12 protein-coding genes are annotated in these 12,471 nt (G+C 69.6%); 7 read left to right on the top strand and 5 right to left on the bottom strand.

The window, feature by feature from the left end; genetic code table 11:
* Nucleotides 1–63 precede the first annotated feature (63 nt).
* Complete coding sequence (gene nadA, locus ACIBAD_RS25610; RefSeq protein WP_134075125.1) at nucleotides 64–1,251, bottom strand: quinolinate synthase NadA; 1,188 nt, start codon at nucleotides 1,249–1,251, stop codon at nucleotides 64–66.
* 305 nt (nucleotides 1,252–1,556) lie between these two features.
* On the opposite strand from nadA, the gene erpA reads away from it, so the two are divergent.
* On the top strand, nucleotides 1,557–1,913 hold the full coding sequence (gene erpA / locus ACIBAD_RS25605; protein ID WP_030010511.1) for an iron-sulfur cluster insertion protein ErpA: 357 nt from the start codon (nucleotides 1,557–1,559) through the stop codon (nucleotides 1,911–1,913).
* A gap of 80 nt (nucleotides 1,914–1,993) precedes the next feature.
* Here the strand turns inward: erpA and ACIBAD_RS25600 are convergent, their stop codons facing one another.
* Nucleotides 1,994–3,463, bottom strand: coding sequence for a hypothetical protein (locus tag ACIBAD_RS25600; protein WP_134075124.1), 1,470 nt, complete (start codon nucleotides 3,461–3,463; stop codon nucleotides 1,994–1,996).
* 90 nt (nucleotides 3,464–3,553) lie between these two features.
* Nucleotides 3,554–3,793, bottom strand: a complete 240-nt coding sequence (locus ACIBAD_RS25595; RefSeq protein WP_398908689.1) for a hypothetical protein — start codon at nucleotides 3,791–3,793, stop codon at nucleotides 3,554–3,556.
* A 134-nt stretch (nucleotides 3,794–3,927) separates the two neighbouring features.
* On the opposite strand from ACIBAD_RS25595, the gene ACIBAD_RS25590 reads away from it, so the two are divergent.
* Complete coding sequence (locus ACIBAD_RS25590; protein WP_134075123.1) at nucleotides 3,928–4,905, top strand: carbohydrate kinase family protein; 978 nt, start codon at nucleotides 3,928–3,930, stop codon at nucleotides 4,903–4,905.
* A gap of 48 nt (nucleotides 4,906–4,953) precedes the next feature.
* On the opposite strand, the gene ACIBAD_RS25585 is transcribed toward ACIBAD_RS25590, so the two are convergent.
* Nucleotides 4,954–6,333, bottom strand: a complete 1,380-nt coding sequence (locus tag ACIBAD_RS25585) for a cysteine desulfurase/sulfurtransferase TusA family protein (protein ID WP_398908687.1) — start codon at nucleotides 6,331–6,333, stop codon at nucleotides 4,954–4,956.
* Nucleotides 6,334–6,616: 283 nt separating this feature from the next.
* On the opposite strand from ACIBAD_RS25585, the gene coxB reads away from it, so the two are divergent.
* The 4 genes from coxB (at nucleotide 6,617) to ACIBAD_RS25565 (ending at nucleotide 11,077) form a co-directional block, all read left to right on the top strand.
* On the top strand, nucleotides 6,617–7,591 hold the full coding sequence (gene coxB / locus ACIBAD_RS25580) for a cytochrome c oxidase subunit II (protein ID WP_134075121.1): 975 nt from the start codon (nucleotides 6,617–6,619) through the stop codon (nucleotides 7,589–7,591).
* Nucleotides 7,588–9,318: a cytochrome c oxidase subunit I gene (gene ctaD, locus ACIBAD_RS25575; RefSeq protein ID WP_134075120.1), complete on the top strand. Its 1,731-nt coding sequence runs from the start codon at nucleotides 7,588–7,590 to the stop codon at nucleotides 9,316–9,318. Before coxB ends, ctaD begins: the two co-directional genes overlap by 4 nt.
* Nucleotides 9,315–9,713, top strand: a complete 399-nt coding sequence (locus ACIBAD_RS25570) for a cytochrome c oxidase subunit 4 (RefSeq protein WP_053692942.1) — start codon at nucleotides 9,315–9,317, stop codon at nucleotides 9,711–9,713. The genes ctaD and ACIBAD_RS25570 overlap by 4 nt, the downstream gene beginning before the upstream one ends.
* Before the next feature lie 116 nt (nucleotides 9,714–9,829).
* Nucleotides 9,830–11,077: an Ig-like domain-containing protein gene (locus tag ACIBAD_RS25565; RefSeq protein ID WP_134075119.1), complete on the top strand. Its 1,248-nt coding sequence runs from the start codon at nucleotides 9,830–9,832 to the stop codon at nucleotides 11,075–11,077.
* A gap of 107 nt (nucleotides 11,078–11,184) precedes the next feature.
* Here ACIBAD_RS25565 and ACIBAD_RS25560 read toward each other — a convergent pair whose 3' ends face one another.
* On the bottom strand, nucleotides 11,185–11,586 hold the full coding sequence (locus ACIBAD_RS25560) for a hypothetical protein (RefSeq protein ID WP_134075118.1): 402 nt from the start codon (nucleotides 11,584–11,586) through the stop codon (nucleotides 11,185–11,187).
* Nucleotides 11,587–11,785: 199 nt separating this feature from the next.
* On the opposite strand from ACIBAD_RS25560, the gene ACIBAD_RS25555 reads away from it, so the two are divergent.
* A complete protein-coding gene (locus ACIBAD_RS25555; RefSeq protein WP_030863506.1) occupies nucleotides 11,786–12,406 on the top strand; it encodes a heme-copper oxidase subunit III in 621 nt (206 codons plus the stop codon).
* Nucleotides 12,407–12,471: the final 65 nt, after the last annotated feature.

Raw genomic sequence — 12,471 nt, 5'->3', positions numbered from 1 at the left:
GCCGAAGGGCCGCCCCTCCCCGGTCGGGGAGGGGCGGCCCTTCGGGCGTACGGGAGGGGACGGCTACGGGAGGGCGAGCATGCGCTCCAGGGCGAGCTTCGCGAAGCTCTCGGTCTCCTTGTCGACCTGGATCTGGTTGACGAGGGTGCCCTCGGCCAGGGACTCCAGGGTCCACACCAGGTGGGGGAGGTCGATGCGGTTCATCGTCGAGCAGAAGCAGACCGTCTTGTCGAGGAAGACGACCTCCTTGTCCTCCGCGGCGAATCGATTCGCCAGGCGGCGGACGAGGTTCAGCTCGGTGCCGATGGCCCACTTGGAGCCGGCCGGGGCCGCCTCCAGCGCCTTGATGATGTACTCCGTCGAGCCGACGTAGTCCGCGGCCGCGACGACCTCGTGCTTGCACTCGGGGTGGACGAGGACGTTCACGCCGGGGATGCGGGCGCGCACGTCGTTGACCGAGTCGACCGAGAACCGGCCGTGCACCGAGCAGTGGCCGCGCCACAGGATCATCTTGGCGTCCCGCAGCTGCTCGGCGGTCAGGCCGCCGTTCGGCTTGTGCGGGTTGTAGAGCACGCAGTCGTCCAGGGACATGCCCATGTCGCGGACGGCGGTGTTGCGGCCCAGGTGCTGGTCCGGCAGGAAGAGCACCTTCTCGCCCTGCTCGAAGGCCCACTCCAGGGCCTTCTTCGCGTTGGACGAGGTGCAGATCGTGCCGCCGTGCTTGCCGGTGAACGCCTTGATGTCGGCGGAGGAGTTCATGTACGAGACGGGGACCGTCGCCCCGGCTACGCCGGCCTCGGTGAGCACGTCCCAGCACTCGGCGACCTGCTCGGCGGTGGCCATGTCGGCCATCGAGCAGCCGGCGGCCAGGTCCGGCAGGACGACCTTCTGGTCGTCCGAGGTCAGGATGTCCGCGGACTCCGCCATGAAGTGGACGCCGCAGAAGACGATGTACTCGGCCTCCGGCTTGGCCGCCGCGTCCTTGGCCAGCTTGAAGGAGTCGCCGGTGACGTCGGCGAACTCGATCACCTCGTCACGCTGGTAGTGGTGGCCGAGGATGAAGACCTTGTCCCCGAGCTTCTCCTTGGCCGCGCGGGCGCGGGCGACCAGGTCCGGGTCCGACGGCGACGGCAGGTCGCCGGGACACTCCACCCCGCGCTCGCTCTTGGGATCGGCCTCGCGGCCGAGCAGCAGCAGGGCAAGGGGCGTCGGCTGGACGTCCAAAGGCTGGGCGGTGGTCACGACACGCACCCTTTCTGTTCTGCGACTAGGGGACTTCTGAAGCGGAGCTTCGACTTCTCGTCTATTTGACGCTATCTATGATAGCCGCTTCACGTCACTTTGACGATGCCGATAGTGTCGATGTGACGAATTCGCCCGGGATGAACCCCGCGGTCCGTCAGGTCCGCCTCCGCGCGACGGTGTGCGAGCATGAATATCTGAAACATGCGTCGGGTCCGGAATGAATCCGCGGACCCGCTCGTTGCCATCGACGGCAAGAGTCCGACGTTTCCCTGCCTTCGGCGGGGAGCCGCCCACTTCGGGAGTGAATGCAGATGTCCGTACAGGACGACAAGACCACTGTGAGCGACGGCATCCTCCTGTCCGACGCCGCCGCCGAGAAGGTCAGGACCCTGCTGGAGCAGGAAGGCCGCGATGACCTGGCGCTCCGCGTCGCCGTCCAGCCCGGCGGCTGCTCCGGCCTGCGCTACCAGCTCTTCTTCGACGAGCGCTCGCTCGACGGCGACGTCGTCAAGGACTTCGACGGCGTGAAGGTCGTCACGGACCGGATGAGCTCCCCGTACCTGCACGGTGCCTCGATCGACTTCGTCGACACCATCGAGAAGCAGGGCTTCACGATCGACAACCCCAACGCCACCGGCTCCTGCGCCTGCGGCGACTCCTTCAGCTAAGCCCGTAGCGAGTACGGACGACGGGAGGCCCCCGGCACCTTCGGTGCCGGGGGCCTCCCGTGTGCTCGGCGGGATACGGGCTACTGCCGGGGGAGCGGCTTGCCCGTGGTGGCGTCGATCACCTTGCGCTCGCCGAGGGGCTGCTGGAGCGTCGTGGACACCGTCATGTCCTGGGCGAGCATGATGCAGGCCCGGCCCGGCTCGTTCGGGGTGTCGGTGATCCTCACCGAGACCGAACCGGCCTCCTCCCGCGCCTCCAGGGCGTACGTGCTGCACACCCCGCCCCAGAAGTTCACGGTCAGCGTCCGGTCGGCCTCGCGGTACGAGGCGCCGGGGAGGGTCCGCCCGCCCTTGGGGGCCGACGGCACCGCGGAGCCGCTCTCACCGGCCGGCTGGACCACCGTGCGGCCGGGCCCGCCGTTGCTGCCCGCCACCTCGAACAGCCAGGCCGGGACCAGCCCGCGCGCCCCGTCCACGGTCCCCGGGGCCAGCCCGAGCACCGCCCCCTTCACGGTCTCGGTCCGCGGCGGCTTCATCGGCCGCGGCTCCGGGTTGCAGGGAGGCGTGTCCCCGGGGCCGACCGGGGTGTCCGGGGTCAGCGGGACCGAGGTCGCGCAGCCGCTGGGCCCCGGGTCCGTACCGCCGGATCCCGCCGAGGAGCGGTTCAGCCGGGCCAGCGCCTCGACGGCCCCGACCACCGGCTGCTCGGCGGCGCGTACCGGGGCCTTCAGCTCGCCGCCGCCCGCCACCACCTGGGAGTCCGCGCCGACGCTGATCTTCGTGGCCCAGCCCTGGGTGGGCAGCCCGTCGATCACCGGGTCGGCCGTCACCACGCGTACGGAGCCCTGCGTGAGCCGGGCGTCCAGCTTGGCCCCGCTCTGGCCGAGCGCCGCGAGCACCGGGGCGGCGGCGGCCTTGGCGGCCTCCTCGCTCACCGGGGTCCCGCCCTTGGCGTCCGCCCCGGCCTTGCCGTCCGCGCCGTCCGCCTGGGGCAGGGTGGCCGGGCCGCAGGTGTCCTTGCCGCGCTTGCAGTCGTCGCCGGCGCCGCCCGTCCCCTGGCCCCCCGTCCCCTGGAAGCGGGAGTAGTTCCAGGTGCCGGGGGCCTTGTGGTTCACCGTGAGCCGGGGTCCGGAGCCGTCGGCGCCCTCCCCGGCCTGCCAGGTCTCACCGGTGAGCCGCGGGGCGCCCGGGATGCCCAGGGCCGTCGCGAGCCGCGCCGCCTCCTCCGGTCCGACCTCGCCGGTCGCGGCGAAGGACGGCGCGGTCGCCGGGGCGTCCGGGAGCTTCACGTCGGCCCGGTACGTCACCCCGCTGCCGTGCGGGTCCGGCTCGCCGGGGGCGATGCCCGGCCCGGAAGGGCTCGGCGCGACGCGGGGCGCCGACGCCGCGCTGTCGGCCGTACGGACGCCCTGCTTGCCGTCGCCCGAGGCCGCAGACGCCCAGTACGCCGTACCGCCGCCCGCGAGCAGGACGGCGGCCGCGATCGAGCCGATGGCCCAGGCCGGCCGCCGCCGTGTGCCGCGTGATGTGTCGGGTTGTTCGCTGGTCACCGCTTGCTCCTTCGCCCTCGCCGCAGTGGCTGATGCGGCTGTGACGGAACAGACGGCGAACCGGTTCCCCGATCCCTCGGCGACCGGTCGCTAGTCCCCGTACTCGGCCGTCGAGGCGATCAGGCGGGCCGAGGCCGGCGGGACGCTGATCCCGTGGATCTGCGAGGGCGCCACGCGGTCCGGCCGGGGGTCCGCCGGGACCGCCCAGTGCGGAGCCATCCTGGCGCAGTCACCCAGCAGCTGCGCGAACCCGGGCCGCGTGTCGGCGGCGCCCTTCTCGGCGCCTTCCTTGGGCATGCCCATGTACCCGAAACCATCGGTGTAGGTCATGGGGGCACCGTAGGCGCGGCCCGGTGGGCGAAGAAAGACCTACTACGGGGTAGTTTCGTGCGGTCGGCGACCGGGCGGCGACCGGGGTAGTTTTGACTGTCCCCCTCGCCGTCCTCCGCAGGAGCGTCCACGCCGTGCGTATCGCAGTCACCGGCTCCATCGCCACCGACCACCTCATGACCTTCCCCGGCCGCTTCGCCGACCAGCTCGTCGCGGACCAGCTGCACACGGTCTCCCTCTCCTTCCTCGTGGACAACCTCGACGTGCGCCGGGGTGGCGTCGGCCCGAACATCTGCTTCGGCATGGGCCAGCTCGGCACCCGCCCGATCCTGGTCGGCGCCGCCGGATACGACTTCGACGAGTACCGCGCGTGGCTGGACCGGCACGGCGTCGACACGGAGTCCGTGCGGATCTCCGAGGTGCTGCACACCGCGCGCTTCGTGTGCACCACGGACGCCGACCACAACCAGATCGGCTCCTTCTACACGGGCGCGATGAGCGAGGCCCGCCTGATCGAGCTGAAGGCGGTCGCGGACCGGGTGGGCGGGCTCGACCTCGTCCTCATCGGCGCCGACGACCCCGAGGCGATGCTGCGCCACACGGAGGAGTGCCGGACGCGGGGGATCCCGTTCGCGGCGGACTTCTCGCAGCAGATCGCCCGGATGGACGGCGAGAACATCCGCACCCTGATGGAGGGCGCGACGTACCTCTTCTCGAACGAGTACGAGAAGGGCCTGATCGAGTCGAAGTCCGGCTGGACCGACGAGGAGATCCTGGGCAAGGTCGGCACGCGCGTGACCACGCTGGGCTCGCGGGGCGTGCGCATCGAGCGGGTCGGCGAGGAGCCGATCGTGGTCGGCTGCCCGGACGAGACGGCGAAGGTGGACCCGACGGGCGTCGGCGACGCGTTCCGCGCCGGTTTCCTGACCGGCCTCGGCTGGGGCGTGGGTCTGGAGCGTGCGGCGCAGATCGGCTGCATGCTGGCGACCCTCGTGATCGAGACGCTGGGCACGCAGGAGTACACCCTGGCGCGCGCCCACTTCATGGAGCGCTTCACGAAGGCCTACGGCGAGGACGCGGCGTCCGAGGTCCGCGCCCACCTGGCGGCGTAGCCCCCCGCGCCACACCCCGGGCGGGGCCGGATCCGGCCCCGCCCGGGGTCACACCCGGCGGCGGACCGTGTACGCGACCCCCACCGGGCGCGGGGCCTCGCCCACGTACGTGTGGCCGCGCATCGTGCACCAGGCCGGGATGTCCAGGCGGGCCACCTCGTCGTCCGAGAGGACGGTGACGGTGCCGCCGACCGGCACCGTGCCGATGGCGCGGGCCAGCTCGATCACCGGCTGCGGGCAGCGCAGGCCCAGGGCGTCGATCTCCAGCGCGTCCGACACCGGCGCCGCGGCGGCCGGTTCGGCCACGCCCAGCGTGGCGCGGACCCCCGCCACCACCCCCGGGAGCACCTCCAGGAAGCCGTTCACCTCCTGCGCCGTCGTCCCCGGCGGCAGGGAGACGCGTACGTTCCCCTCCGACAGCACGCCCATCGCCCTCAGCACGTGACTCGGGGTCAGCGTGGAGCTGGTGCAGGAGGAGCCGGAGGAGACGGAGTAGCCCGCCCGGTCCAACTCGTGCAGCAGCGTCTCGCCGTCGACGTACAGACAGGAGAACGTGACCAGGTGCGGCAGCCGCCGCTCCGGATCCCCGACGACCTCCACGTCCGGCACCAGCCGGGCCACGCGCCGCCGGATGCGGTCCACCAGGATCCGCAGGCGGGCCGCCTCCGCGTCGGCCTCGGCCCGTACGGCCCGCAGCGAGGCCGCCGCCGCCACGACGGCCGGGAGGTTCACGAAGCCGGGCGAGCGGCCCGACTCCCTCTCGTCGGCGGGGAATTGGGGCGAGAAGCGGACGCCCTTGCGGACCGCCAGCAGCCCGACCCCCGCAGGACCGCCCCATTTGTGGGCGCTCGCGGTGAGCACCGACCAGGCCCCCTCCACCGGTCCCCAGCCCAGCGACTGCGCCGCGTCCACGAGCAGCGGCACCCCGGCCTCCGCGCAGACCTCGGCCACCTCGGCCACCGGCTGGACCGTGCCCACCTCGTGGTTGGCCGACTGGAGGCAGGCCAGGGCCGTCGACGCGTCCAGTACGGAGGCGTATCCGGCGGGGGAGACCGCGCCCGCGCGGTCGACCGGGACCTGGGTCACGGTCCCCCCGGTGGCCTCGTGGGCCGCCGCGGCGTGGAGCACAGAACTGTGTTCGACCGCCGATACGACCAGATGACCGCCGACGCGTCGGCGCCCGGCGAGCGCTCCCGCCACCCCGGTGTGAACCGCGTGCGTCCCCGAAGGAGTGAACACGAGCTCGTCGGGGCGACAGCCCACGGCCTCCGCCGCCGCCTCCCGAGCCGCGTCCAGCAGCAGCCGGGCGCGCCGGCCCTCCCGGTAGAGCCGGGCGGGGTCCGCCCAGCCCTCGTCCAGGGAGGCCTGCAACGCCTGCCGGGCCACGGGGTGCAGGGGAGCGGCGGACGCGGTGTCGAAGTACGGCATACGGGCACGCTAACCGGCGACCGGGGACGTCCGAGGTCAGGGGGCGTCAGATGCCCTCCGGAAGCCGCCATTCAGGGGGTGTTGGGCCGTCCCCCGTACGGCGGATCCATCCCTTCGGGGGCAGTAGCGGCGCGTTGGGCACCCTCCCCGCGCGACCCCAAATAGCGTCCAGTAGGGTTTGGTCCGCATAAACATCCAAACCCCTGCCTGCGTCAGGGCCGGCGACCGACCCGAATACGGCCGCGGCCGGCCGCGCGGGCCGAGACTCTCGGGAAGGCGCTACGTGAGTCCCTACGGCTCCGACCGCTCGCCGCGGCGCCCGATGCGGCGGAAGCTGCTGCAGGCGCTGACTGCGGGCGCGGTCCTGGCGACCGCCACTGGTTGCTCGTACAACTGGCAAGACTTCCCCCGGCTCGGAATGCCCTATCCGGTCACGGAGGAGGCGCCTCGCATCCTGTCCCTGTGGCAGGGGTCGTGGGCAGCTGCCCTCATCACGGGCATCCTGGTCTGGGGCCTGATCATCTGGAGCGTCATCTTCCACCGGCGCAGCCGGACGAAGGTGGAGGTCCCCCCGCAGACCCGGTACAACATGCCCATCGAGGCGCTGTACACCGTGGTTCCGCTCATCATCGTCTCGGTGCTCTTCTACTTCACCGCGCGTGACGAGTCGAAGCTCCTCGCCCTCACCCCGAAGCCGGCTCACACGATCAACGTGATCGGCTTCCAGTGGAGCTGGGGCTTCAACTACGTCGAGAACGTCGACGGCGATGCGGCGACCCCGAAGGCGGGCGAGGTTCCCAAGGAGCTCGCCAACATCCCGGACCGCTTCACCAAGGAATTCCCCGCGGGCGCCGAAGGCGTCTACGAGAAGGGCGTCCCCGGCGACCGGAACCTGGAGACCGGCAACCCCGGCCCCACGCTCTGGCTGCCGAAGGGTGAGAAGGTCCGTTTCATCCTGTCGTCGAACGACGTCATCCACTCCTTCTGGGTGGTCCCCTTCCTGTTCAAGCAGGACGTCATCCCAGGCCACACCAACGTCTTCGAGGTCACCCCGTCCCAGGAGGGCACCTTCGTGGGCAAGTGCGCCGAGCTCTGCGGCGTCGACCACTCCCGGATGCTCTTCAACGTCAAGGTCGTCTCGCCCGAGGTCTACCGGGCGCACCTCAAGGAACTGGCCGAGAAGGGGCAGACCGGCTTCCTCCCGGCCGGCATCAAGCAGACTGACCCGGCCCGGAATGCGGAGACGAACAAACTGTGAGCATCCTCAACGAATCTCAGGGTGCCGCCGCCGACTCGTATGAAAACGAGCTGCCGGTGCGGCGCAAGCAGCCGGGCAATGTCGTCGTGAAGTGGATGACCACTACCGACCACAAGACCATCGGCACGATGTACCTGGTCACGTCGTTCGTGTTCTTCATCATCGGCGGCCTGCTGGCGCTCCTCATGCGCGCCGAGCTGGCTCGTCCGGGCACGCAGATCATGTCGAACGAGCAGTTCAACCAGGCGTTCACCATGCATGGCACGATCATGCTGCTGATGTTCGCCACCCCGCTCTTCGCGGGCTTCGCGAACTGGATCATGCCGCTGCAGATCGGCGCGCCCGACGTGGCGTTCCCGCGGCTGAACATGTTCGCGTACTGGCTGTACCTCTTCGGCTCGACCATCGCGGTGGCCGGCTTCGTGACGCCGAACGGCGCCGCCGACTTCGGCTGGTTCGCCTACTCCCCGCTGTCGGACGCGGTCCGCTCGCCGGGCATCGGCGCCGACATGTGGATCATGGGTCTGGCCTTCTCCGGCTTCGGCACGATCCTCGGCTCGGTCAACTTCATCACCACGATCATCTGCATGCGCGCCCCCGGCATGACGATGTTCCGCATGCCGATCTTCACCTGGAACGTGCTGCTGACCGGTGTCCTGGTCCTGCTCGCCTTCCCGGTGCTGGCCGCCGCGCTCTTCGCGCTGGAGGCCGACCGCAAGTTCGGCGCCCACGTGTTCGACGCCTCGAACGGCGGGGCATTGCTCTGGCAACACCTCTTCTGGTTCTTCGGACACCCAGAGGTGTACATCATCGCGCTGCCGTTCTTCGGAATCGTCTCCGAGATCATCCCGGTCTTCTCGCGCAAGCCGATGTTCGGTTACATCGGCCTGATCGCGGCGACGATCGCGATCGCCGGCCTCTCCGTGACCGTGTGGGCCCACCACATGTACGTCACCGGCGGTGTGCTGCTGCCGTTCTTCTCCTTCATGACCTTCCTGATCGCGGTCCCGACCGGTGTGAAGTTCTTCAACTGGATCGGCACCATGTGGAAGGGCTCGCTGTCCTTCGAGACCCCGATGCTCTGGACGATCGGCTTCCTGGTCACCTTCACCTTCGGTGGTCTGACCGGCGTCATCCTGGCCTCGCCCCCGATGGACTTCCACGTCTCCGACTCGTACTTCGTCGTCGCGCACTTCCACTACGTCGTCTTCGGCACCGTGGTGTTCGCGATGTTCGCCGGCTTCCACTTCTGGTGGCCGAAGTTCACGGGCAAGATGCTGGACGAGCGCCTCGGCAAGATCACCTTCTGGACGCTGTTCATCGGCTTCCACGGCACGTTCCTGGTGCAGCACTGGCTGGGTGCCGAGGGCATGCCGCGCCGTTACGCGGACTACCTCGCCGCCGACGGCTTCACCGCCCTGAACACGATCTCGACGATCAGCTCGTTCCTGCTGGGCATGTCGATGCTGCCGTTCATGTACAACGTCTGGAAGACGGCGAAGTACGGCAAGAAGGTCGAGGTCGACGACCCGTGGGGCTACGGCCGTTCGCTCGAGTGGGCGACGTCCTGCCCGCCGCCGCGGCACAACTTCCTCACCCTGCCGCGCATCCGCTCGGAGTCGCCGGCGTTCGACCTGCACCACCCTGAGATCGCGGCCCTCGACCACCTTGAGGACCACGGCGTGGCCCCCAAGTCCGTCGCGGGCGGCAAGGAGGCCGGCAAGTGAAGATCCAGGGCAAGATGTTCCTCTGGCTCTCCTTCTTCATCCTGATCATGGCCGTCGTGTACGGCGTGTGGTCGAAGGAGCCCGTCGGAACCACCGCGCTCTTCCTGGCCTTCGGCCTGAGCGTCATGATCGGCTACTACCTGGCCTTCACGGCCAAGCGCGTGGACGAGATGGCCCAGGACAACCTGGAGGCCGACGTCGCCGACGAGGCGGGCGAGCTGGGGTTCTTCTCCCCGCACAGCTGGCAGCCGCTCTCGCTGGGCATCGGCGGTGCGCTCGCGTTCATGGGCGTCATCTTCGGCTGGTGGCTCATGTACTTCTCGGCCCCGATCATCATGATCGGCCTGTGGGGCTGGGTGTACGAGTACTACCGCGGTGAGAACCAGAACCAGTAGGACCGCAGCACCGAGACAAGACCTGGGGCCCGGACACCTCCAATGGAGGAGTCCGGGCCCCTCGTTTGCAGTCACCCCGCGCGCAGCAATGGTCATACCTTCATAGCGTGGGCTCCATGAAGCACTCACCGCGTCTTTGGACGGTACTCAGCGGCTCCGTGCTGGTGGCGTCCCTCGGGGCCGGCGCCACCGCTTGCGGGCCCGGAGACAACCCGCTGTCAGCCCGCCCGTACGACGCGGGCGACCTGGTCGTCTTCAACCAGCCGCCGGGCGGGCGGCCCGTCGACCCCGAGAAGCCCCTGGAGATCACCGCCAAGGGCACCGGCGGCAGCCGGATCACCGACGTGTCGGCCGTGGACACCCAGGGACGCCGTCTCGCGGGCGAGCTGAGCGCCAAGGGCGACCGCTGGCACAGCACCGTCCCGATGGCCGCCGGCGTCCACTACACGGTCCTGGTGAACACCGAGGACGAGCGCGGCGCTCCGGGGCAGCGCAGGCTGACGTTCGAGACGACTCCGGCCGACAAGGTCCTCAAGGTCGAATTCGGTCCGGACGAGGGCAAGTACGGCGTCGGACAGCCCCTCACGGCCGAACTCAACGAGCCCATCGCGGACAAGGCCGCCCGGGCGATCGTGGAGCGGGGCCTGGTCGTCTCCACGCCCTCGGGCGTCGAGGGCGCCTGGCACTGGGTGGACGACAAGCACCTGCACTTCCGCCCCAAGGACTACTGGCCCGCGCACTCCACCGTCTCCGTACGGAGCAACCTGGAGGGCATCAAGATCTCCGACGAGCTCCACGGGGCCGCGTCCAAGCCGCTGACACTGGAGATCGGGGACCGCGTCGAGGTCACCACGGACGCGTCCGCGCACTACCTGACGTTCGAGCGCAACGGAGAAGTGATCAACACCATTCCGGTGACCACCGGAAAGCCCGGCTTCTCCACCCGCAACGGGGTCAAGGTGGTGCTCGGCAAGCAGTACTTCGTCCAGATGCGCGGCGACACCGTCGGCATCGGCGGCAGCGAGTACTACAACCTGCCCGTCTACTACGCGACCCGTGTCACCTGGAGTGGTGAATACGTGCACGCCGCGCCGTGGTCCGTGGACTCGCAGGGCTCCGAGAACGTCAGCCACGGCTGCACCGGCATGAGCACGGGCAACGCCGCCTGGTTCTACGAGAACATCACCGAGGGCGACATCGTCCGGGTGATCAACAGTATCGGCGAAGACATGGAGCCCTTCGGCAACGGCTTCGGCGACTGGAACCTGGACTGGAAGGAGTGGCGCGACGGCAGCGCCCTCCTCAAGGGCACCCAGGAAGGCCGCAGTCCGATGGACCAGGCCCGGCTGCGCCCGCAGGTCTGAGCCCGGCCGGCCCCGGCCCGCGACCCGGGCCGAAGGCCCGTACGGCCCCATACCGGCACGCCGAAGCCCGTACGTACGGATTTCGGCGCGCCGGTGCCGGCCGCGCCTCAGGCGGCCGACGACAGCCGGGAACGCACCAGGCCCGCCAGGGTGTCCGCGAACTCCACCGGGTCGACCGGAAGGGTCACCGCCGCGTCCGCGCGGCTCCAGGTGGCGAGCCAGGCGTCCTGCGGACGGCCCATCAGCAGCAGCACCGGCGGGCATTGGAAGATCTCGTCCTTGATCTGCCGGCACACGCCCATGCCGCCGGCCGGAACTGCCTCGCCGTCCAGCACGCACGCGTCGATCCCGCCCGCGTCCAGCTCGCTCAGGACGGCCGGGAGCGTGGCGCATTCCACGAACTCGACCGGCGGAAGGTCCGCGGCCGGCCTGCGCCCGGCCGCCAGCCGCACCTGCTCGCGGGTGCTCGCGTCGTCGCTGTAGACCAGAACCCGTGCAGTCGACCGCATTTCGTTCCTCCACGGTGCCGTGAATCACGTTGATGTTGCGCGGGATGCTACTCCGTCCGACCCGGTGTCAACATCGGTTCGGGCAGCCTCGCCGATGTAGGTCCCGGGGCCGATCTGATGGGCCGTTCGGGCCTTGCACACGCCCCTGACACTCCGAACGGCACCCCCCGGGGTGAGGGCGGGATAAGCGACCGACATAATGTCGGTCGTGGCGACAGCAACGACAGTAGATACCGGGCACGCGCACCCGACGGTCAACCGGCCGAACCTCGTCAGCGTCGGAACCATCATCTGGTTGAGTTCCGAGCTGATGTTCTTCGCGGCCCTCTTCGCGATGTACTTCACCCTGCGATCCGTGACAGGCGCCGAGTACTGGTCAGAGCAGGCTTCGGCCTTGAATCTGCCCTTCTCGGCGACGAACACGACGATCCTGGTGCTTTCCTCCCTCACCTGCCAGCTCGGCGTATTCGCGGCCGAGCGCGGTGACGTGAAGAAGCTCCGGTCGTGGTTCATGATCACATTCGTCATGGGTGCGATCTTCATTGGCGGCCAGGTGTTCGAGTACACCGAGCTGGTCAAGCACGAGGGCATGTCTCTCAAGTCAGGTCCGTACGGCTCGGTGTTCTACCTGACCACCGGCTTCCACGGTCTGCACGTGACGGGCGGTCTCATCGCCTTCCTGCTGGTCCTCGGCCGGACGTACGCGGCCAAGAGGTTCACCCACGAACAGGCCACGTCGGCCATCGTCGTGTCCTACTACTGGCACTTCGTCGATGTCGTCTGGATCGGCCTCTTCGCGACGATCTACCTGATCAAGTAGCGAACACGTCACCGGGCCAGACCCGGCACTCCATCCAGAAACACCGACGCAGAAGATCCTGACAC

This window comes from Streptomyces sp. NPDC051109, from assembly GCF_044455885.1.
Taxonomy (GTDB): Bacteria; Actinomycetota; Actinomycetes; order Streptomycetales; family Streptomycetaceae; genus Streptomyces.
The sequence above is the reverse complement of the archived record's forward strand: the minus strand, read 5'-3'. Positions and strand labels throughout refer to the sequence as shown.

Bases quoted from the DNA above. Each gene is read 5' to 3' on its own strand.
- ACIBAD_RS25595 (WP_398908689.1), bottom strand. From the start codon at position 3,793: ATGACCTACACCGATGGTTTCGGGTACATGGGCATGCCCAAGGAAGGC.
- erpA (WP_030010511.1), top strand. From the start codon at position 1,557: ATGTCCGTACAGGACGACAAGACCACTGTGAGCGACGGCATCCTCCTG.
- ACIBAD_RS25555 (WP_030863506.1), top strand. From the start codon at position 11,786: ATGTCGGTCGTGGCGACAGCAACGACAGTAGATACCGGGCACGCGCAC.
- ACIBAD_RS25565 (WP_134075119.1), top strand. From the start codon at position 9,830: ATGAAGCACTCACCGCGTCTTTGGACGGTACTCAGCGGCTCCGTGCTG.
- ACIBAD_RS25585 (WP_398908687.1), bottom strand. From the start codon at position 6,333: ATGCCGTACTTCGACACCGCGTCCGCCGCTCCCCTGCACCCCGTGGCC.
- ACIBAD_RS25560 (WP_134075118.1), bottom strand. From the start codon at position 11,586: ATGCGGTCGACTGCACGGGTTCTGGTCTACAGCGACGACGCGAGCACC.